We start from the raw sequence: 20,644 nt of genomic DNA, 5'->3' as shown, positions 1-20,644 counted from the left end.
TACCCCGGCATTCTGACAGCCGCCACCGACGGCCCGCCCCGCCCCCACCACCCCGGGCGTGGCGCGCCGGCGGTCCCCGACCGGCGCCTCCCGGCGGCCACCGGCAGCGCCGATGCGGCCCCGAGCGCCCCCCGCGAAACCCAACGCCCCTGTGAAATCCTCATGTTCTCACCCTGGTGTTCGAAATCCGCCTGATCGCGGGGCCCGTCCCGGCGTACAGTGCCGGGCATGTGCGCAGCCGCCCGGACGCCCGACCGCATGCACGACGACGACTTCCTGCACGACCGTCTGCACGACGAAGAACCCGTCATCGACACCGGCTTGGTGAGACGGCTGATCGCGGCCCAGTTCCCGCAGTGGACGGGCCTGCCGCTGACCCCGGTCGGCATCGCCGCCACCGACAACGCGATGTTCCGGCTCGGCGCCGACCACGCCGTCCGGCTGCCCAGGGCCGCGTGGGCCGCCGCGAACACCGCGCGTGAGCAGTACTGGCTGCCCCGCCTCGCCCCGCACCTGCCGGTCCCCGTGCCGGTGCCGGTCGCCCAGGGCCGGCCGACCACCGCCTACCCGTGGGAGTGGTCGGTGCTGCGCTGGCTGGACGGCGTCAATCCGGCCCCCGGGGTGCTCGCCGACCCCGCACAGCTCGCCCGGGACCTGGCCGGGTTCCTCGGCGCGCTGCACGCCGCAGAACCGGGACCGGACGCGCCGCCGGCGTCCCGCGGCGGACCGCTGGCCGGACGCGACGCCGCCACCCGTGCGGCGGTCGGCCGGCTGCGCGGCGTGATCGACACCGGGGCGGCCACCGCCCTCTGGGACAAGGCACTGCGGCTGCCCGAGCCGACCGGACCGGCCACCTGGGTGCACGGCGACCTCACCGCCGGGAACCTTCTGCTCTCCGGCCAACGCCTCGGTGCCGTGCTGGACTTCGGCCTGCTCGGGGCGGGCGACCCGACCGTCGACCTGATCGCCGCCTGGAACGTGCTCCCGGCGTCCGCCCGCCCGGTCTTCCGCGCCGCCCTGGCGCTCGACGACGCCACCTGGGAACGCGGCCGCGCCTGGGCGCTGTCCATCGCCCTCGTCCAGCTGCCCTACTACCGCACCACCAACCCCCCGCTGGCCGCCAACGCCCGTCACGTCGTCCGCGAGGTCCTGACGGACCGCAGCGTCTGACGGGCCCCCGCGTCCGACCGACCGCGGGGGCGAGGGGCGCCGGTTCCGGGGCCCGGGATCCGGGATCCGGGGGGCCGGGGAGCCGGGGAGCCGGGGAGCCGGGATCCGGGGGGCCGGGAGGAGCCGCCTCAGACCGAGCGGGTGGCCTCCGCCGCGCCCGGCGGGAGCGGCGTACGGGCTCCCTCCGCCCGCCAGGCGCCGGCCAGTTCGGCCGGGAAGCGCCGCCCGCTGCGGGTCAGCACCAGGCCGGGGGTGAGCTCGACCTCGTCGCCCGGCCGGAACGGCCGGTCGGCGTCCGCCGGGAGCCGCTCCCACGGGCCGAGGTGCCCGCGCCGCCCGGCCACCCGGATCCGGCTGCCGTAGGTGCTGGTGTCCCGCACCACCACGGCGCCGCCGCGCACCGCGACCAGCAGGTGACGGCGGCTGACCCCGGCGGCGCGCTCGGCGGGCAGCAGCCCGGCCAGGGGGATGCCGTCCGGCGTCCCGGGGGCGCGGCCGACCTCGGTCCGCGCCCCCTCGTCGAGGGTGTACCGGCCCACGCACTCCCCGTCCAGCACCACCTTGACCTGGGCGGCACCGGGCCGGGCCCCGTCGTCCAGCAGCGGGGTGCCGTGCAGTTCGCAGGTGGGCACGCCGCCGCGCATCCTCGGCAGCATCACCCGCCCGCCCCGGTGCACGCTGTAGAGGCCGCACCGCGTGTCCGGACAGCGCCAGGCCCGCCCGACCACCTCGACCAGCGGTTTGCGCCCGGCGGTCAGCAGCCCCTGCTTCTTGAGCGCGGACAGCTCCATCTTCTTGGAGATCTCCGCGCCGGTCCGGTACCCCATGTCCAGCGGCGCCAGCCGGACCGCGCCCCGCCCGACCGCCTCCGGCCGCAGGAACTGCCAGGTGTTGCCCTGGATCCACGGGTGCTCGATCCGGTGGTCGTCGTAGTAGTCGCCGGTGACGACCTGGATCCCGGTCATACCGGCGATCTCCAGCACCCGCTCGTCGGCGTCCGGCACCTCCTCGACCACCCCCTCGGCGACCCAGCGGGCCAGCGTCGGCGCGTCCCCGGGCTCGGTGAACTCCCGGCGCCCGCCCAGCAGACTGCGGTCGGCGACGCAGTACACGGCCACGTGCCGGTCCCCGGTCATCCGCACCAGCGCCTCCACCACCAGCCCCAGCCGGTGCAGCGAACGCGGCGCGGACCCGCCGAAGTCCGTGCGGCGGACGATGTTGGAGAGCTCGACCAGATAGTCCGCCCGGTCCGCGGACGTGGCGAGGTTGCGGTCGATACCGTGCTCCATCGGGCCTCCGCGTGCTCGTCCGGCACGGGCCGCCCCGGACGAACGTCCCCCCGGCCCGTCAGTTCCTTCCCATCATCGTCGATCGCGCTCCCGAGCGGGAGCGGACGACGGGAGTGGACGGGAGCGGACGACAGGAACAGCCTCGGAGGAGCTCGAGCAGGGGCGAACTCCCAGCGCTCGGTACAGCGCGTCGACGATCCGGCGACCGCACGGTCCCACGTCCACGGCGGGAACCGCGGGAACCGCCGCGGTGCCGCCGGACTGCCGGCCGGTGCGTCAGTGGTCGACGGTCACCACGATCTTGCCGATCTGGCTGCCGCCCTCCAGGTACCGGTGGGCGTCGGCGATCTCCTCGAAGGGGAAGACCCGGTCCACCGCGGGCTCGAAGGCGCCGGTGCGCAGGCCGGAGGCGACGAAGGCCTCGGCGCGGCGCAGGCCCTCGGGGTCGGTGGTGATCTCGTGCAGGGTGTAGCTGCGCATGGACTTGCCCTTCATCACCGGCATCGGCGGGAAGGGGGTGTCCTCGCCGCTGAGGGCGCCGTAGAGAACGAGTGCGCCGCCCTGGGCGAGGGCGCGGGCGAGGTCGACGACTCCGGGCCCGGCGACGGCGTCGAAGACGAGCTCCGCGCCCCGGCCGCCGGTCAGCTCCAGGACGCGGGCGGCGAGATCCTCCTCCTCGGTCACGACCACCTCGGCGGCGCCGGCCTTCAGCAGGGCCTCCCGCTTGGCCGCGGTGCGGGTGGTGGCGATCGGGACGGCGCCGACGCGCTCGGCGATCCGGATCGCCGCCAGACCCACGCTGCTGGACGCCGCGGTGATCACCACGGTGTCGCCGGCCCGCAGACCGCCGGCCTCCACCATGGCGCCGTACGCGGTGACATAGGGCATCCAGACCGCCGCGCCGCGCACCGCGTCGAGTCCTTCGGGCCGGTGCACCACCGCGTTCGCCGGGACGACGGCGCGCTCCGCGTAGACGGCGTAGTCGTTCATCGAGAAGGCCGGGACGACGCTCACCGCGTCGCCGACGGCGAACCCCGTGACGGCCGGGCCGATCGCCTCGACCACGCCCGCCGCCTCGCTGCCGAGGCGGCCGGGGAACTCCCGGACGTCCTCGATGTACTGGCCGCTGCGGTACAGCACCTCGGCCCGGTTGAGGCCGATCGCGTCGATGCGGACCAGCAGCTCGCCGGGGCCGGGCCCGGCGATCGGCGCCTCCTCCAGCCGCAGCACCTCGGGCCCGCCCAGCTCGTGGAACAGCACGGTCCTGACCATGTTCGACTCCCCCTCTGTCGCGTCCGCTTCCGCACCGGGCGGTTCGCTTCCGACGCCTCGTCAGCTCGTGTTCCACACTCAAACCCAAAGTGCGACACCTGTCAAACTTTGATTGCTGTCGTACTTCGATCAGTGTCGTACCATGACGGGCACGAGGACAGGAGGCCGACCACCCATGGCACGAACCGCACCGCGCACCGGCTCCACCCCCGCGCGGGACCGCGTCCCCCCGCACCCCGACCTGCGGACGATCACGCTCCAGCAGGTACTGGAAGCCCTCGTCGACCCGGTGCGGCGGCAGATCGTCCGCGCCCTGCACGCGGCCGGCGAGGACCTGCCGTGCGGGGTGATCGAGCTGCCGGTCAGCAAGTCGACGGCCACCCACCACTTCCACGTCCTGCGCGAGGCCGGGCTGATCCGCCAGCACTACGTGGGCACTTCGCGGATGAACGCGCTGCGGCGCGAGGAGTTCGCGGAGTGCTTCCCGGGCCTGCTGGAGGCGCTGGTCGCGGCACCCGAGCGGCACCGGGCCGCTCCCCACCGCAGCGAACCCGCCCGATAGGGTGCGGACATGACCCGCCACATCGCCTTCGAGGGACCGCACAACTTCCGCGACCTGGGCGGCTACCCGACCGCCGACGGGCGGACGGTCCGGTGGGGGCGGCTCTACCGCTCGGCCTCGCTCGGAACGCTCACCTCGCCCGCCGATCTCGAACGGTTCCGGGCGCTGGACATCGGCACCGTGATCGACCTGCGCTACCCGTGGGAGATCGCCCGCAAGGGCAGGATCCCTGAGCTGACGGGCGTCGCGTACCACAACCTCTCGATCGAGCACCGGCCGTACGACCAGGCCGAGATCGATCCCGACGTCGACCCCTGGCGGTATCTGGCGGATCGTTTCGCCGAGGTGACCGAGGACGGCGTCGCGGAGATCCGCACCGTCCTGGAGCTGATCGCCGACGCCGACCGGCCGGTCGTGTTCCACTGCGCCTCGGGCAAGGACCGCACCGGACTGATCGCCGCGCTGGTACTCAGGCTGCTCGGCGTCGGCGAGGACGACGTGGCCGCCGACTTCGCGCTCACCGAGCTCGCCACCGCGCGCCTGGTGGCCGACTGGCGGGCCGCCAACCCGGGGCGCACGCTGCGCTGGCCGGGCTTCGGTCGCGCGCCGGAGGACGTGATCCGGCTCGTGCTCGCGGACCTGACCGCCGCTCACGGCTCGGTCCACGGTTATGCCACCGGCACGGTCGGGGTGGACGAGGCGCTGATCGGCCGACTGCGCGCGCGGCTGCTTCCGGAGCCGCCCGAGGGCGCCCGCCGGTAGGCCGGAACCGGCCAGTGCAGCACCGGGACGACAATCACATGAAAAAGGAATCGGTCCAGCAGTAGAAGAAACGCGAACACTGTGGATCGATTCTCGCCGGAAAAGCGTTCGGTCCAGGAAATTCCGGCAACTCTCGATCATCCGCTTGCCAGAGTTCCGCCCTCCGGCCAGACCCGTCCGAATGGCCGGAAAAAATAGTGCTGGCCACCTGTTCGTGCACGCTAAGGTCATTTCCGCGGGGGCTCGGCCGACCGGGTGACCGCGACCGTTCCGGTCGAACCACCGCTCGTTTCCTTCTGCCTGCATGGCACCGCCCGACCGGCGGCGCCACCGGAATGATCGGACGGACCATGGACGCAGAGAACCACTCCGGCCGCGTGCTCCGCGGCCTGCTGGTGACCGCCGCGCTGCTCGGCTTCGCCGGCGCCACCCCCGCCCTCGCCGAGGGCTCCTGGGCGTCCTACATCAGCAGCTGGGGCCCCGGCTCGGAATCCCGCCGGTGGGCGGACAGCGACCGCGACGACGTCGCCACCTCCGTCGCCTTCCAGGGCTGCCAGACCGGGAACAACGACTTCAAGGACGCCGACCTCCAGCTGTACAAGGACGTCTTCGGACCCGACAAGGCCTACGGACACCGCTCCAACCACTGCGACACCTCCACCTGGGGCGACCAGAGTGCCGGCGACTACTACTTCGTCCTGGAGGGCGTGCGAAGCGGCTCCAGGCTCTGGGTGGACACCGTGACCACCCGGTACTGAGCGCCGTCACCCCGAGCGCCCGCCCGCCCCACCCTCACCGCCGCACCGTTCGCCCCGCCCTTTCCGTCCTGCCCTTTTCGTCCCGCCCTTTCCCGCCCTCCTTCACCGGCCCACCTCCTCGACGTGCGGCGCCGGCGGCCGCCCCCGCCCGCCGGCACCGCACACCCCTTTCCCGAGCGAAATGCGTCGTCCCTGCCATGGCTCTTGAATTCCAGCGCATCGAATTCCAGTACGGCCGGAAGGCCCGCCTCTTCACCGGCCTCGATCTGCGGATCGACAATCCGGCCACCGTCCTGCTCGGCCCCAACGGCGCGGGCAAATCCACCCTCATGGCCCTCGCCGCCTCCCAGTTGAGCCCCCGCCGGGGATCCGTCAGCTGGCACGGCGTCGATCCGGCGGCCGGCGCGGGCGACCGGGCCGCCTACCGGCGGGCGGTGGCCTGGCTGCCGCAGCAGATCACCCCGGTCCCTGGCCTCAGCGTCCGCGAACAGGTGGCGTACTGCGGCTGGCTGAAGGGCATGTCCAGGGCCGCCGCCTGGCAGGCCTCGGCGGTCGCACTCGCCCGGGTCGGCCTCGGCGAGCTGGCCGACCGGGACGGACACCGGCTGTCCGGCGGCCAGTTGCGCCGGATGGGCATCGCCGGCTGCCTCGCCCACCACAGCGAACTGATCCTGATGGACGAGCCGACCGCCGGCCTCGATCCCACTCAGCGGGCGGTGTTCCGCGCCCTGGTGGAGGAGTTGACGAACGAGGTGAACGTGATCGTCTCCACCCATCAGACCGAGGACCTCGCCGGCACGTACCGGCAGGTGGTGGTGCTGGACCGGGGGCAGGTCAGATTCCAGGGCGCCACCGAGGACTTCCACGCGCTGGCGGCCGACGACGGGACCGGGGGCGGGGGCAGGACCGGGACCGGGGACAGGACCGCCGACGGGACGGGGACCGGAGGCAGGACGGACGGCTCCGGCCGTCCTCCGGCGGCCGTGCCGGTCCCCGGAGGCGGAACCGCCGCCGGTGCGCCGAGCGCCGAGGCCGCGTACGCCCGCCTGATCGAGCGGGAGACCTGACATGCTGCTGCGCACCGTTCTCAGGGTCTCGGCGGGCACCCGGGTGCTGCCCTTCCTGCTCGGCTTCGTCCTGGTCGCGCTCGGCGACGAGCTGACCGCCTGGGTCACCCCCGCCTACGGGCTCGCCGCCGCCGGACACGCCAGCCTCGCACTGCCGTTCACCTGTGCGGCCTGCGCCGCCGCCGGCGCCTGGGAGGGCGGCCGGCTGCACCGGGGCGGTGTGTTCGGCCGCTCGCCGGTGCGCTCCGCCCTCGCCATCACCACCCCGGTGCTGCTGCCGGTCGCGCTGATGGGCGGACTCGGCATGCTCGCCGCGCTCACCACCGCGGCGCTGGCCGGCGGCGCCGCGGACGGCGTGCCCCAGCCGGGCGTACTCGCCGTCTGGGCGGGCCTGCTGCTCGCCAACACCCTGGTCGGCTCGGTCGTCGGCCGGGTGCTCGCGCCGTTGGTCGCCGTCCCGCTCGCACTGATCAGCAGCTTCGTCCTGAACGCCTACCCGGTCGCGTTCGACACCTACTGGCCGCGGCACCTGGTCGGCGGCGGGCTGTCCGACTGCTGCGCGGTGGACCAGGTGCTGGACGGACGGGCGGTAGCGGCCTCGCTGGCCTTCTCCGGAGCGGTCTGCGCGGCCGCCGTCCTGCTCGTCCGACGGCGCGGGAGCCCGCTCGCCCTCGCCGTCGCGCTCGCGGTCACGGCGGGCGGGGTCGCACTGGGCGGCTGGACCGCCCGCGACCTGGGCCCCGAACCGGTGCGCCCCCGGTCCTCCGCCGCGCTGCGCTGCGACTCCGGGCAGCCGCGCGTCTGCCTCTGGCCCGAACTCGGCGCCGCCCGCTCGGTCCTGGTCCGCGAGGAGGTCCGGCGGACGGCCGGGGCCCTGGCCGCCCACGGCGTCCCCGTCCCGGCGGTGTTCACCATGGCCGCCCGACCCGGGCCCGGTGAGGCCGGGCTCGGGGTCCCGACCGACGCGCGGGCGCCGGACGTCACCGCCGCCGTGGTCGGCGGACTGCTCCCCCGTACCCCGGACTGCGCCCGCCGCGGCGACCCCTATCCCGCCGCGGCCGCCGCCGGCACGGCCACCGCCTGGCTCACCGCCACCACCACCGCCACCACGACCGGAACCACCGGAATCACAGAGGGCTCCGCCGCCGGCCGCTTCACCCCGGCCGACAGCGCCCGCGCGGCCCAACTGCTCCAGACGCCCGAGGCCACCCAGCTCGCCTGGTACCGGGCCACCCTGGACGCCCTGGCCGACTGCGGCACCCTGCCCCCGCCGGTCCCGCACGCCGGCGCGGCGATCGGGGGTGAGCGGTGATCTGGTGGTGCAAGGCGCGCGCGGTGCCGCTGCTCGTGGCCGTCCTCGCCGGGACGGTGGCCTCCGGTCTGCTCCTCGGCGACGGCGAACTGCCGGTGCCGGCGCTGCACGGCCAGGCCGGTCACTTCCTGCTCGCGCACGTGATCACGCTGCTCCCGGCGGTGTTCCTGCTGCACGGGCTGGGCCGGGGCGACCTGCGCACCGAGACCGTCGCCGGGCGGTCCCTGCGCGGACTGGACGTCGGCCTCGCACTCGCCCTGGCCGCCGCCGGGGCCACCTGCGGCAGCCTCGCGTACGCCGCCGGACAGGGGGCGCTCGCGCTGGTCGTCGCCCGCAACATCGCCGGCTACCTCGGCCTCGCGCTGCTGTTCCACCCCTTGATCGGCCACCGCCCGGCCGCCGCCGCGCTCGCCGCCGTCCCCCTGCTCTGCTCGGCGGCGGGCTGGCACCCGGACGGCAGCCCCCGGCCCTGGGCCTGGCCGCTCCACCCGGCCGGCTCCGCGTACGCCCTCGTCGCCGTCGCCCTACTGCTCCTCACGGGGGCCGGGTGCGCGCTGCTCCGCCGACATCCCGCGACCGGCTCCCGCCTGCTCGCCGGCTGACCCTCGCGCCGGAGCGGCGGTCCCGCTCAGCCGCGGCGCGGCCTCCCCTGACGACCGCCACCCTGACCGCCGCCCTGCCCGCCGGTCCGACTACCGCCCTGCCCGCCGCCCTTCGGCCGTCCGCCGGAGCGGCCGCCGGAGCCGTTACCGCCCTGCGGCTTGCGGGGCGCGCGTCCGGCCGGGGCCGGGGCATCGGCGGTCTCCGGCCAGTGCGCGGGCCGGTCCAGGGCGGCCGGAAGGCGGGTGGCGGCGTCGCCGCGGGCCGCGTTCAGCTGGGTCTGGGTGAGGAAGAGCACCTCGGTCAGGTCGGCACCGGCCAGGTTCGCGTCCCTCAGGTCCGCGCCGATCAGGTCGGCGAGCCGGAGGTCCGCCCCGGAGAGGTCGGCCGCGACCAGCATCGCGCCCCGGAGGTTGGCGCCGCGCAGGTCCGCACCCCGCAACCGGGCACCGAAGAGGTCCGCCCCCCGGTGCTCGCGCCGGCGCGGGACGGCGGCCCGGACCAGCTCGCCGGCCCGGAGCAGCAGCTCGGCCACCGTCTGCCGGTGGGTGGGGACGTCGACCGCGAGGATCTCCTGCGGTGTGCCGCCGACCAGCCGCTCCGTCTCCTCCAGGGCCCGGCGCAGCTCCCCGTGGACGGGGCGGGCCGGGGCGAAGGTGAGCGCCTCGGTGAGGTAATGGAGCAGCTCGTGCAGCTGCCGCACCACCGGGAACACCTCGTACATCGTCCGGGCGGTCTCCGGCGCCTCCCGCCAGCTGCGCCCGCCGAAGACCACCTGGGAGACCTGCTGTCCGGCCCCGAAGCAGTCGTACACCGTGCAGCCGGGGAAGCCGGTCTCGCGCAGCCGCTCGTGGATCCCGCAGCCGAAGTCGGTCCGGAGGTTGCGGCAGGGGGTGCCGGCGGCCTTGTCGGTGGCGAAGTCCGTACCGGCGGCGAAAGGCAGCGCCACACAGCACAACCCGAAGCAGCTACCGCAGTCGGAGACGAGGTTGATGCTCGGGACGCTCACGGTGCTGTTGTTCCTCCAGGACGACGGTCGGTGCGCTGTAGAGCGTACCGACCGCTTCGAACGGCCGTCGGCTAGTCTGGTCGGCCGAACCCCCAGCACCACGGAACCGGCGCCGGCACCACGGCGTCGGTACCGCAGTACGGCACCACAGCACCACAGCACCAACGGAGGACCCAAGGCATGTCCCGGCACGACGTGACGCCGTACCCGGACACCGAGGGTGCCACCGACACCACCGACACCACCGCCAGCGTGAGCGCTACCGGCACCTCCAGCACCTCCGGCAGTGCCGACACCGCCGGACCGGCGCTCCGGATCCCCCCGCGCGCCCGCACCCTGGGCCTCACCCTGCTCTGCTTCGCGGTCTGCCTCGCGATCGGCCTCCAGCAGTGGACCACCGCCCAGCTCGGCGGCTTCGACCTCGGGATCTTCGACCAGGGCGTGCGCGGCTACGCGCACCTCGGCCTGCCGGTCTCGACGCTGAAGAGCTTCCACCACGAGTTCCCGCCCGGCTTCTCGCTGCTCGGCGACCACTTCTCCCCCGTGATCGCGCTGATGGCGCCGCTCTACTGGCTGTGGGACGACCCGCGCTCACTGCTCCTCGGCCAGGCGCTCTGCTTCGCCGCCGGGGTGCCGCTGATCCGCCGGATCGCCGGGCGCTGCTTCGCCGACGCCGACCCCCGCACCGCCCGCCGCGCCGCCGACCTGGCCGCGCTCGCGTACGGGCTGGGGTGGCCGCTGCTGGTCGCCTCGCGCGGCGGGTTCCACGAGGTGGCGTTCGCGGTGCCGCTCACGCTGCTGATGCTGGAGCGCGGCATGGCCCGGCAGTACTGGGCCTCGGCACTGGCCGGCCTGCTGCTGTGCTGCACCAAGGAGGACATGGGTCTGGCCGTGGGCGCCTACGGCCTGGTGCTGCTGCTGCGGGCCCGGCGGGACCCGGATCCGGCCCGGCGCCGTCCGGCCGTGCGCTGGGGCGCGGGGCTGCTGCTCGGCGGCCCGCTCGCCTCGGCGCTCGCGATCGCCCAGCTGGTACCGGCCATGGGTGGCGTGCCCGGTTACTACTGGAACTACCAGGCGCTCGGCGAGGACGGCGGCTCGGCGGTCGCCAACGTCCTGGCGGACCCGGCCCGGCTGCTCTCGGCCTCCTTCGACGCCCCGCTGAAGCCGCTGCTGCTGCTCTGGATCTTCGGCACCCTGTTCGCCCTCCCGCTCCGCTCGGCGACGGTGCTCCTGGCCGTCCCGCTGCTGGCCGAGCGGGTGCTGTCCAGCAACCCGAACCACTGGTCGATCGCCCGGCACTACGACGCCTTCCTGTGGCCGATCCTGCTGGTCGCCGCACTGGAGGTGCTGGGCCGCTGCCACGGCCGGGTGCTCACCCGGCGGCTCGGGGTGGCGGCGGCCGCCGTGACCGTCGCGGCGGCGGTGCCGTTGGGAGTGGCGAACCTGTTCGTCCCGGCCTACTGGCAGCCGAAGCCGAGCGAGGCGGCACTGCTGCGCGGCGCGGCGCTGGTCCCGGACGGCGCGTCCGTGGAGGCGGACAACCAGGCGGCGCCCCGGCTGACCGCTCGGGCGGACGTGGTGCTGGTGGACGAGAAGCCGCGCGGACGCGAGTACGTGCTGATCCGCGCGGACAAGCGGTCCTTCCCGTTCCGGACCGACCGGGAGCAGGCGGCGCGGATCGAGCTGCTGCTCGCGCACGGGTACCGGACGGTCTGGTCGGAGGACGGCGTGTACCTGCTGCACCGGGAGAGCACCGAGCCGGTCCCGGGCGAGCAGGTGCCCGGCCAGGACGCCGTCCCGTACCAGGACGCGGTGCCGTCGGACGTCGGCCACAACCTGTTCCGGGGCTGAGCCCCGAGCCGGCGAAGCACCCGGCCGACAGGCGCACGGGAGTCCACCCACCACGACGGCCGACAGCCGCGCTGCGGCCGCACCCGCCCTCTGTCGCGCCCTCGGAACGGCCGACCTCCGGCGCGGGACGAGTAGCGGCCCGCCGGCGTCACGTGCGCGGCCGGGCCCGGAGCGAGGGCACCGCGAAGCCCGAAGAGGCAGACCGAGACAGCCGCTCGTCGAAGACAGCCGCTCGTCGAGGCCCTGGGGTCCCCCGAGGTCGGACCGGCGTCCTCGCGGGCCGTCGTCGCCTCGGCGCCGCGCCTCGCAGGAGCCGTCCGACTCTGCGGCTCAGCCCTCGTAGGGTGCCAGCTCGGCGCGCTTCGGCGCGCGGCCGTCGCCGGAGGAGCGGCCGGTGAGCCGGCGGCCGATCCAGGGGCCGAGGTGGGTGCGGACCCAACGGGCGTCGGCGGCCAGCTTCTCGGAGCGGGTCGGCGGGGCGGTGGCCGGGAGCGGGGCGCGCCAGTCGAAGCCGGCGGGCCGGCCGAGCGACTCCAGCACCGCTTCGGCGACCCGGCGGTGGCCCTCGGGCGAGAGGTGCAGCCGGTCCTCGGCCCAGAGCCGGCGGTCGTCGAAGCAGGGCGCGGAGAACAGGTCGACCACCGCGATGCCCGGGTCCTGGGCGAGCTCGTGGACGAAGTCCTTCATCCGCAGGATCGCCGGGAGCAGCCGGGCCGAGCCGGCCATCCGGCGGGTGGGGTCGGTGCTGCTGAACATGACCACGGTGGCGCCGGTGGCGCGCAGCCGGGTGGCGGCCGAGCCGAGGAGTTCCTCGACCCGGGCGATGTCGCAGCGCGGGCGCAGCACGTCGTTGAGCCCGCCGGCCAGGGTGACCAGTTCGGCGCCCAGGCCGGCGGCCCGGTCGACCTGCTCGTCGTGGATCTGGCCGATGAGCTTGCCGCGGACGGCGAGGTTGGCGTACCGGAAGCCGTCGCCCGGACCTCCGACCGGGTGTTCGGCCGCGAGCCGGGCGGCCAGGCGGTCGGCCCAGCCCCGGTAGTGGCCGTCGGGCAGCAGGTCGTCGCACATGCCCTCGGTGAAGGAGTCCCCGACGGCGACGTAACTGCGAAAGGCGGTGGGCGTGTTCTGCGTGTTCTCCATGGCCCGACGATCGTACGCGTGCGGCCCCGGGCGCACCCGCGTACCCCACCCACCCGGGTCGCGTCCCGCACCCACCCGCGCGGATCGGCGGCGACTCAACGTCCGCGGCAAGCGGACGCCGATCGCGCGTTGATCGGTGGCGGGCAGAGTGGGGGACGTCGGGAGGAACGGCCGGGGGGGAACCACGGGCCGTGCGCTCCGCGGCGTCCGGCCTCGGGGGTGTCGGGCGCCGCGGCCGCTCCCCACCGCCGGTCGCGGGCGCGGCGCCTCCCACACGGGCGCCCCCGCGACCGGCCACCCGGCGCAACGGGCGACCCCACCACGACCGGAGCACCGCCGGACCGAAGCCGGACCCGAGCCGGACCGGAGCCGGAGCTCAGCCGGCCACCGTCGCGGCGACCACCTCCGCGCCACCCGCCGCGTTCACGTCGCCCGCCGGACCCGCCCCGGACGGACCCGCACCCGCCGGACTCACTCCCGCCGGACCCGCCCCCGCCGTCACCGCCCCGCCGGTGACCCAGTGCGTCCGCACCGCGTCGGTCGGCCGCTGCTCGCCCAGCGCGTCGAGTCCCCAGCCGCCGAGCGCCTCGACGACCGGCCGCAGCGCGGCCCCGCGCCCGGTCAGCTCGTAGACGGTGGCGTTGGCCGGCCGCTCCAGGCGGCGGCGCTCGACGACGCCCTCGCCCTCCAGCTGCTTGAGCCGCGCGGCGAGGATGTCGGTGGAGACGCCGGGCAGGTCGGCGTGCAGGTCGGTGTAGCGGCGCGGGCCGGCCAGGAGTTCACGGACGATCAGGAGGCTCCAGCGCTCCCCCACCGCGTCCAGGGCGCGGGCGACGGCGCAGTACTGGTCGTAGCTTCGGCGTGACATGTGGATCAGCATAGCCAAAAGGTTGGACTTTCCAAGTGCCTACTTGGTAGAACAAAGCAACCAGGGTCGGCGTGGGGTGACGGTCGGGAGGCCGCAGATGGAGTTTCGGCAGTCCAGCAAGCTGAATGACGTGTGTTACGAGATCCGCGGCCCGGTGGTCGACCAGGCCAACGCGCTGGAGGAGGCGGGGCACAGCGTGCTCCGGCTGAACACCGGCAACCCGGCCACGTTCGGCTTCGAGGCGCCGGAGGAGATCCTCCAGGACATCATCCGCAACCTCCCGCGGGCGCACGGCTACAGCGACTCGCGCGGCATCCTGCCGGCCCGCCGGGCCGTGGTGCAGTACTACCAGCAGCGCGGGGTCGACGGGGTGACCGTCAACGACGTCTATCTCGGCAACGGCGCCTCGGAGCTGATCCAGATGGCCGTCACCGCACTGGTGGACGACGGCGACGAGGTGCTCGTCCCGGCGCCGGACTTCCCGCTGTGGACGGCGTCGGTCCGGCTGGCCGGCGGCAAGGCGGTGCACTACCTCTGCGACGAGCAGGCGGAGTGGTTCCCCGACCTCGACGACATCGCCGCCAAGATCACCGCCCGGACCAAGGCGATCGTGGTCATCAACCCCAACAACCCCACCGGCGCGGTCTACCCGAAGGAGCTGCTGGAGGGCATCCTCGACCTCGCCCGCCGGCACCAGCTGATGGTGCTGGCCGACGAGATCTACGACAAGATCCTCTACGACGGCGTCGAGCACCACTGCCTGGCCGCCCTGGCCGACGACGTGCTGACCCTCACCTTCAACGGACTCTCCAAGTCCTACCGGGTGGCGGGCTTCCGCAGCGGCTGGCTGGTCGTCAGCGGCCCCAAGCAGCACGCGAGCGACTACCTGGAGGGCCTGACCATGCTCGCGGGCATGCGCCTGTGCCCGAACGTGCCGGCCCAGTACGCGGTCCAGGCCGCGCTCGGCGGCCACCAGTCGATCAACGACCTGGTCCTGCCCACCGGGCGGCTCGCCGAACAGCGCGACGTCGCCCACCGGGCCCTGAACGAGATCCCCGGCGTCAGCTGCGTCAAGCCCAAGGGTGCCCTCTACGCCTTCGCGAGGCTCGACCCGGCCGTCCACCGGATCGTCGACGACGAGCGGTTCGTCCTGGACCTGCTGCTCCGCGAGAAGATCCACATCGTCCAGGGCACCGGCTTCAACTGGCCCCGCCCGGACCACTTCCGCTTCGTCACCCTCCCCCGGGCCGACGACCTGGAGACCGCCATCAACCGCATCGGCCGCTTCCTCGCCACCTACCGCCAGGTCTGAACCCGGCCCCGGCCCCGGCCCCGGCCCCGGGCCCGAACCCGACTCCGATTCCGGGCCCGAACCGGGCCACCCCGTCCCCGACCGCCCTCCACCCGGCAGCCCCCGCGCCCCCGCGCGGGGGCTGCCGCACTTTGGTCGAACTCATTGCATTAAGCAATCGACATGTAGGCGCAAATATGGACATTTCAACTTGCCAATCTCACGCCCGGGCGATTAATGTGGATGACGTGGATAGATTTGCCACATCATCAACGGAGGCGCGAAAATGAGTATGACCAACGTCGACGTCGACGACGCGATCCTCGCCGAGGCCATGCGCCTCATGGGGACCAGCACCAAGAAGGACACCATCAACGGCGCCCTCGCCGACTACGTCAACCGACTGAAGCGGATCGAGGCACTGGAGAAGCTGTCCGCACGTGCGACCCGGGGGGAGTTCGACCCGACGGAGCGGATCCATCAGGCCCGGAAGACGGGCGGGGAGGAATGACACATGAACGACCTCGGCTACCTGATCGACACCTCGGGGTTCGTCCACCTGATGCGCGATCCGGTGGCGCTCGCCCGCTGGCGAGGGCCGCTGGAGTCCGGGCTCATCAGGATCGCCAAGGTGACCAAGTCGGAGATCCTCTACTCGGCCACCGGTCCGGCGCACCGTGACGAGCTGGAGGAGGAGCTCAACGACCTCTTCGGCCCCGCGCTCGGCATCCCGAAGGGTGGTGAGGACTGGGCCCTCAACGCCCAGTACAAGCTCACCCAGAAGGGGCAGCACCGCTCGGCAGGCACGGTGGACCTGCTGCTGTGCTCGGTCGCGGCGCACTACAACTACCCGGTGCTGCACGTGGACAGCGACTTCGTCACCGTCGCGCGCGTCATCGCCGAACTCAGGGAGCGCGACGTCCGCGGCGACGTCCGCGGCGACATCCGGGAGCACGACGTCCGGGAGTCCTGACCCGGCTCCTGCGCGAAGCCCCCTGCCGACCGTTCGGGATTCCCGAACGGTGGGCAGGGGGCTTCACACATGCGCCCCGGCCCGAAGGCGGCCGCACGGGTCCGGCCGCCTAGGCTGGACCGCTATGACCGTTCTGCGTTCCGTCGCCCTGTTCGTGCTCGCCGCGCTCGCCGAGATCGGCGGCTGCTGGCTGATCTGGCAGAGCGTGCGCGAGGCGCGGCCGTGGTGGCTCGCCGGGGTGGGGGTGGTCGTGCTCGGCGGGTACGGCTTCGTGGCGGCGCTCCAGCCGGACGCCGCCTTCGGCCGGGTGCTCGCCGCGTACGGCGGCGTGTTCGTGGCCGGCTCGCTGCTGTGGGGCGTGGTCGTGGACGGCTTCCGGCCGACCCGCTACGACGTGCTGGGGGCCCTGGTCTGCCTGGCTGGGGTCGCCGTGATCATGTACGGACCCCGGCGCTGAACGAGCGCCGGGGTCCGTGGGTACGTCAGGACGTACGTCAGGAAACAGCACGAAGCAGGACCGGGACTACCAGCCCCAGCCGCCGCCCTCGCCGTCGTCGTCGCGGTCGCTGTCCCAGCCCTCGCCGACCGTGCGCAGGACGGTGTAGTGGTCGACCCGGGTGCCGTCCTCCGCCAGAGCGGTGACGGTCATCTCCGACTTCTGGCCCAGGTGGGCGGGCTTGACGTCCACCTTGATGAACGAGTAGCCGGTGTAGCGGACCCGCGACCACTCCACCGTCTCGGTCACCTTGCCGCCGCCCTTGGCGAAGTAGTAGGTGTCCACCGAGTCGAGGCGGTTCTCGTGGCCCTCGTAGGTGTCCGGGGCGTCGAAGCGGTACAGGCTGCGGCCGGCCGCTCCCGCCGTCACGTAGACCACGCCGTCCGTGGCCGGCTCGACGGTGGCGCCGCTCGGCACGGCCTTGGCGACCTTGTTGCCGAGGATCGCGTCGGTGCGCTCGTAGACGTGGTTGTGACCGTTGATCACCAGGTCGACCCGGTACTTCTCGAACAGCGGCACCCAGGCCTCGCGCACGCCGCCCTCGGAGGCGTGCTGGTGGGTGGTCGAGAAGGCGCAGTGGTGGAAGAAGACCACAACGAAGTCGACGGTCTCGTCGTTGCGCAGGTCCTTGAGGGTGCGCTCCAGCCAGCGGGTCTGCTTGCCCGCCGAGACGCCCAGGTTGGCCGGGATCTCGTAGGAGATGTCGTTGGCGTCCAGCGAGACGACGCCGACGTTCTTGTAGCGGAAGGAGTAGACGCCGGGGACGCTGCGCTTGTCCGGGCCGTTGTCCGGCAGGTAGAAGCGGGCGTTCTCGCCGCCGTAGCCGTTCGGCGAGTACCAGGCCTCCATGTCGTGGTTGCCGTAGGAGACCATCCACGGCACCTTCGAGGCGACCGTCTCGGTCTGCACCAGGAAGGCGTCCCAGGTGGTGGCGTCGAACACCGACTTGTCGGAGTCCTGGCCGGAGCCCGCCGGGTCGGCGTAGCAGATGTCGCCGGCGTGCAGGTGGAAGGCCGGGTTCTGGGCCAGGATGATGTGGTCGTTGCCCTTGGCGTGGTCGCTGACGCCCTGGTCGCCGAAGGCGGTGAAGGTGAACGGCTCGTACACCTTGCCCCAGCGGTGGTCGCGCGAGGGCGCGGTGCGGAAGGTGCCGAGGGTGGAGATCGCCTGCTGCGAGGCCGGGTCGAAGCCCTGGTGGCCGACACCGTAGTAGTAGGTGGTGTCGGGGCGCAGGTCCTCCAGCGCCACGTGCAGGTAGTACTGGTCCACGGCCTTGCCGGTGGGGGTGAGGGCCGGGGTGTGCAGGTTGCGCACCTCCGCCTCGATCTTGTGGCTGAGGTCCCACGGGTTCTTGCCGTAGCGCAGGAACGGCCGCTTCACCGGGGCCGGCACCTGCCAGGAGACCCGGAACTGGGTGTCCGGCTCGGGCCCGAAGGCGAGGTGACGCCCGATCGGGGCGACCAGCGAGCCGTCGATGCCCGCGGTGGCGCCGCCGGCCAGCAGCTGCGGCGCGACGGGGGCGGCCGAGGCGGTACCGCCGAGAGTGCCGCCCACGGCGAGCGCGCCCACCGAGACGGCACCGGCGCGCAGCATCCGGCGGCGGGAGAAACGGGCCCGCAGGTACTCGTGCTGCTCGGCCATGCTCATGCGTTCGGCGAGCTTCGCCGGCACGCCCATGTTCGGAGTTTCCATGGACAGGGACTCTCCCAGTCACGTGTTGACCGGACGCGGACGGGCGGTGAACGCACCCGGGCGTACCGGTCAGTCGAACGCCAATGTTCGACCATGGCTCGGCAAAGCCGTGCGCGGACGAATCGCTCCGCGACGGGTCGCCGGGCCGTGGTCGGGGATCGCCGCCGGGCCGGGGCCGGGACCGTCCTGGGCGGGAGTGACCCCAGAACGGTCCCGGCCACCGGTTCACCCGGTCGGATGAACGCCCGTCATCAGCAGTCGTCGTCCTTCTTGTTGGTGAGGGCGACGGTGACGCAGTCGTCGGCGTTCACCCGGTAGGGTCCGCTGACCGGGTCCGGCGGCAGTCGGTAGCCGGCGGGCGCGGCGGTCTCCCGCAGGTAGTACTGACCGGTCGGCAGGTGCTTGAAGTCGCAGCCGCCGCCGGCCGCAGTGGTGCAGTCACCCGCCCGGATGTCCGGGTTGATGCCGATGGTCTGCAGACCGGGAATGCCGTTGGCCTCCCGCCACAGCTCGAACACCGCGCCGTCGAGCGGCTTGCCCGACCAGGCGTCCTTCTTGGTCAGGTGGATCGCGCCGGTGGCCGGGGGCTTCGGCGACGGGCAGTCCTTGGCGGTCACCTGGACGCCGGCCGCGGCGTTGGCCGGGGTCAGCACCAGCGGGCCGAACACCGGCTCGGCCGGCAGGTCGTAGCCGGCCGGGGCGGCGGTCTCCCGCCAGTAGTAGGTACCCACCTCCACCGTCCGACGGCACAGACCGTCCGCACCCGTGGTGCAGACCGCCCCCACCTGGGTGTCCGGGTTGATGCCGATGGTCTGCAGGCCGGGAATGCCGTTGGTCTCGCGCCACAGGTCGAACACGCCGCCCGCGAGCGGAGCGCCCGTCTCGGCGTTCGTCTTCAGCACCCGCACCTCACCCGTCACCGGGGGCTGCGGGGCGTCGGCGGCCGTCGTCTGCACACCCGCCGCGGCGTTCTCCGGCGTCAGCACCAACGGACCGAACACCGGATTCACCGGCAACTGGTACCCCGCCGGGGCCGCGGTCTCCCGCCAGTAGTAGGTACCCACCTCCACCGTCCGACGGCACAGACCGTCCGCACCCGTGGTGCAGGCCGCCCCCACCTGGGTGTCCGGGTTCACGCCCGAGGACTGCAGACCCGGCAGACCGTTGGTCTCCTCCCACAGCTCGAACACCCCACCCGCCAACGCGGCGCCCGACACCGAATCCGTCTTCAGCACCCGCACCTCACCCGTCACCGGGGTGGAGCCGCACGAGGGCAGGTCGCCGTTGAAGGGGTAGGAGTGGAACTCCTGGCCGCCTCCGCCGGTGGCCAGGCTGGTGTGGGTGAGGGAGCCGGTGGTGAAGAAGCGGCCGTTGACGCCGGCCAGGGTGACCGTGGTCTGCGAGGCCGGTTCGCCGATCAGGAAGCTGCCCTGGAACTGGCCGGTGCCGCCCAGGGTGACCGAGGTGGCATCGGGGAAGTTCCACAGCAGGTGGTCGCGGTAGCCGTTCAGCGGGTCGTCGGAGTCGTTGATGCCGCCGCTGTAGGTGTTCAGGACGCGGGTGGCGCCGGTGACGTTGACCAGGATCGTGGCCCCGGCCGGAATGCCGGCGAAGACGATGCCCTGCTGACCCCCGGTCGGTCCGGTGAGGTCGAAGTCCGCGTTGAAGACCTGGAGTGCCGAGCTGCCGTCACCGGTGAACAGGGTCTGGCCGCCCTGGTTGACCGCCGTGCCGGTCGGGGTGCGGGGCAGGCCGCCGACCCGGGCGTAGCAGTCGGAGGCGGCGGAGAGCTGGGCGCGCAGAGCGGTGTAGGGCTGGACGGCGTTGGCGTCGGTGGTCGAGGTGCCGGTCACCGTGCCGCTGACGGGCCCGGCGTGGCGGACGACGCCGCCCTCGGCCACCAGGGACTGGCCGCTCGCGACGGTGACCCCGGCGCCGGTGGTGAGGAAGTCGGCGCCGTCCGGCGGGGGACCCGGGAGCCGACGCCGGCGATGCCGACGTTGTAGATCGAGCTGACACCGGCCTCCTTCGCCTGGTCGTAGGCGTTGAGGACGACGACGCGGCCCTCGGCCTCGGCGGCGCGGCCGCGGACCAGGAAGTCACCGCCGACGAAGACGTTGATGCCGTTGTCCCGGCCGGCGAACGGTCCGTTGTTGATCGAGGTGGGATAAGTGACGGGGCAGCTGCCGGGCACGCAGGGCCCGAGTCCGCCGGGCAGCGGGGCCGCCGCGGCACTGACCGCGCCCGGGCCGAGCGCGAGGACGGGGACGAGGGCCGTGACGAGGGTGCCCGGTACCGCCAGGGCACCGGCCCTTCGGCGTATGCGGGCGAGCAGTCGGTTCAGGGAAGCCATGCTCGTAGCGTCCGACAGTCCGTGCGAACGCGGTCACCGCTGGGGCGTCCTCCTACGCTGATGCGGTGAGCGGGCGCACCCGCCCGGACCAACCGTCACCGTCCGGAGCCGGGGAAGGGCCGCCCCGGCAACGGCAACGGTCCTGGCACCGGCACCGGCTCCGGCCCGGCCCCGGCACC

At 73.6% G+C, this 20,644-nt stretch carries 18 protein-coding genes and 3 pseudogenes; 12 read left to right on the top strand and 9 right to left on the bottom strand.

The features are described 5' to 3' along the window. The first annotated feature begins 228 nt into the window (after window positions 1-228). Window positions 229-1,170, top strand: a complete 942-nt coding sequence (locus tag BLU95_RS29145; protein WP_231977841.1) for an aminoglycoside phosphotransferase family protein — start codon at window positions 229-231, stop codon at window positions 1,168-1,170. Window positions 1,171-1,298: 128 nt separating this feature from the next. Here the strand turns inward: BLU95_RS29145 and BLU95_RS29140 are convergent, their stop codons facing one another. Together BLU95_RS29140 and BLU95_RS29135 are read right to left on the bottom strand one after the other, a co-directional pair. Then, window positions 1,299-2,459 carry a hypothetical protein gene (locus BLU95_RS29140; protein ID WP_093862591.1) on the bottom strand — a complete coding sequence of 387 codons (1,161 nt, stop codon included), beginning with the start codon at window positions 2,457-2,459 and terminating at the stop codon, window positions 1,299-1,301. Between the two features lie 276 nt (window positions 2,460-2,735). Then, window positions 2,736-3,731, bottom strand: a complete 996-nt coding sequence (locus BLU95_RS29135) for a zinc-dependent alcohol dehydrogenase family protein (RefSeq protein ID WP_093862590.1) — start codon at window positions 3,729-3,731, stop codon at window positions 2,736-2,738. A gap of 175 nt (window positions 3,732-3,906) precedes the next feature. Between BLU95_RS29135 and BLU95_RS29130 the strand changes: the two genes are divergently transcribed. The 6 genes from BLU95_RS29130 to BLU95_RS29105 all read left to right on the top strand — a co-directional run bounded on the left by BLU95_RS29130 (window position 3,907) and on the right by BLU95_RS29105 (window position 8,794). Continuing rightward, on the top strand, window positions 3,907-4,293 hold the full coding sequence (locus tag BLU95_RS29130) for an ArsR/SmtB family transcription factor (protein ID WP_093862589.1): 387 nt from the start codon (window positions 3,907-3,909) through the stop codon (window positions 4,291-4,293). 9 nt (window positions 4,294-4,302) lie between these two features. Then, window positions 4,303-5,055, top strand: a complete 753-nt coding sequence (locus BLU95_RS29125) for a tyrosine-protein phosphatase (RefSeq protein WP_093862588.1) — start codon at window positions 4,303-4,305, stop codon at window positions 5,053-5,055. Between the two features lie 350 nt (window positions 5,056-5,405). Beyond that, entirely contained in the window at window positions 5,406-5,813 is a 408-nt protein-coding gene (locus tag BLU95_RS29120; RefSeq protein ID WP_093862587.1) for a hypothetical protein, read from the top strand. A gap of 197 nt (window positions 5,814-6,010) precedes the next feature. Then, on the top strand, window positions 6,011-6,880 hold the full coding sequence (locus BLU95_RS29115; protein ID WP_093862586.1) for an ATP-binding cassette domain-containing protein: 870 nt from the start codon (window positions 6,011-6,013) through the stop codon (window positions 6,878-6,880). Window position 6,881: 1 nt separating this feature from the next. Next, window positions 6,882-8,192: a DUF7224 domain-containing protein gene (locus BLU95_RS29110; RefSeq protein ID WP_093862585.1), complete on the top strand. Its 1,311-nt coding sequence runs from the start codon at window positions 6,882-6,884 to the stop codon at window positions 8,190-8,192. A 23-nt stretch (window positions 8,193-8,215) separates the two neighbouring features. Further along, entirely contained in the window at window positions 8,216-8,794 is a 579-nt protein-coding gene (locus BLU95_RS29105; RefSeq protein WP_231977840.1) for a hypothetical protein, read from the top strand. A 206-nt stretch (window positions 8,795-9,000) separates the two neighbouring features. Here the strand turns inward: BLU95_RS29105 and BLU95_RS29100 are convergent. After that, window positions 9,001-9,801 (bottom strand): annotated as a pseudogene (locus tag BLU95_RS29100) (pentapeptide repeat-containing protein); the annotation flags it as partial. A 180-nt stretch (window positions 9,802-9,981) separates the two neighbouring features. Between BLU95_RS29100 and BLU95_RS29095 the strand changes: the two are divergent. Continuing rightward, window positions 9,982-11,652: a DUF2079 domain-containing protein gene (locus tag BLU95_RS29095; RefSeq protein WP_093862582.1), complete on the top strand. Its 1,671-nt coding sequence runs from the start codon at window positions 9,982-9,984 to the stop codon at window positions 11,650-11,652. A gap of 330 nt (window positions 11,653-11,982) precedes the next feature. Here BLU95_RS29095 and BLU95_RS29090 read toward each other — a convergent pair whose 3' ends face one another. Together BLU95_RS29090 and BLU95_RS29085 are read right to left on the bottom strand one after the other, a co-directional pair. Then, window positions 11,983-12,792, bottom strand: coding sequence for an SGNH/GDSL hydrolase family protein (locus tag BLU95_RS29090; RefSeq protein WP_093862581.1), 810 nt, complete (start codon window positions 12,790-12,792; stop codon window positions 11,983-11,985). A 517-nt stretch (window positions 12,793-13,309) separates the two neighbouring features. Then, a pseudogene (locus tag BLU95_RS29085) lies at window positions 13,310-13,660 on the bottom strand (winged helix-turn-helix transcriptional regulator); the annotation flags it as partial. Between the two features lie 97 nt (window positions 13,661-13,757). Here BLU95_RS29085 and BLU95_RS29080 point away from each other — a divergent pair. The 4 genes from BLU95_RS29080 to BLU95_RS29065 all read left to right on the top strand — a co-directional run bounded on the left by BLU95_RS29080 (window position 13,758) and on the right by BLU95_RS29065 (window position 16,381). Further along, entirely contained in the window at window positions 13,758-14,972 is a 1,215-nt protein-coding gene (locus BLU95_RS29080) for a pyridoxal phosphate-dependent aminotransferase (protein WP_093862580.1), read from the top strand. A gap of 265 nt (window positions 14,973-15,237) precedes the next feature. Beyond that, window positions 15,238-15,462 carry a type II toxin-antitoxin system VapB family antitoxin gene (locus BLU95_RS29075; RefSeq protein ID WP_093862579.1) on the top strand — a complete coding sequence of 75 codons (225 nt, stop codon included), beginning with the start codon at window positions 15,238-15,240 and terminating at the stop codon, window positions 15,460-15,462. 3 nt (window positions 15,463-15,465) lie between these two features. After that, window positions 15,466-15,924: a PIN domain-containing protein gene (locus BLU95_RS29070; RefSeq protein ID WP_093862578.1), complete on the top strand. Its 459-nt coding sequence runs from the start codon at window positions 15,466-15,468 to the stop codon at window positions 15,922-15,924. 124 nt (window positions 15,925-16,048) lie between these two features. Continuing rightward, window positions 16,049-16,381 carry a YnfA family protein gene (locus tag BLU95_RS29065; protein WP_030391222.1) on the top strand — a complete coding sequence of 111 codons (333 nt, stop codon included), beginning with the start codon at window positions 16,049-16,051 and terminating at the stop codon, window positions 16,379-16,381. Window positions 16,382-16,447: 66 nt separating this feature from the next. On the opposite strand, the gene BLU95_RS29060 is transcribed toward BLU95_RS29065, so the two are convergent. From BLU95_RS29060 to BLU95_RS44430, 4 genes and pseudogenes are all read right to left on the bottom strand, one after another. Then, window positions 16,448-18,112: a purple acid phosphatase family protein gene (locus BLU95_RS29060; protein WP_093862577.1), complete on the bottom strand. Its 1,665-nt coding sequence runs from the start codon at window positions 18,110-18,112 to the stop codon at window positions 16,448-16,450. Window positions 18,113-18,363: 251 nt separating this feature from the next. Next, window positions 18,364-19,014 (bottom strand): MSCRAMM family protein, encoded by a 651-nt coding sequence (locus BLU95_RS45635; protein ID WP_502689871.1) that lies wholly within the window; start codon window positions 19,012-19,014, stop codon window positions 18,364-18,366. Between the two features lie 162 nt (window positions 19,015-19,176). Next, window positions 19,177-20,034: pseudogene (locus BLU95_RS44435) on the bottom strand (choice-of-anchor A family protein); the annotation flags it as partial. Further along, window positions 19,962-20,465, bottom strand: coding sequence for a hypothetical protein (locus BLU95_RS44430; RefSeq protein ID WP_231977839.1), 504 nt, complete (start codon window positions 20,463-20,465; stop codon window positions 19,962-19,964). The gene BLU95_RS44430 and the pseudogene BLU95_RS44435, both read right to left, overlap by 73 nt. Window positions 20,466-20,644 lie beyond the last annotated feature (179 nt).

The sequence above is a fragment of the Streptomyces sp. TLI_053 genome (assembly GCF_900105395.1).
Lineage (GTDB): Bacteria > Actinomycetota > Actinomycetes > Streptomycetales > Streptomycetaceae > Kitasatospora.
This window is presented reverse-complemented; position numbering and strand designations above follow the sequence as displayed.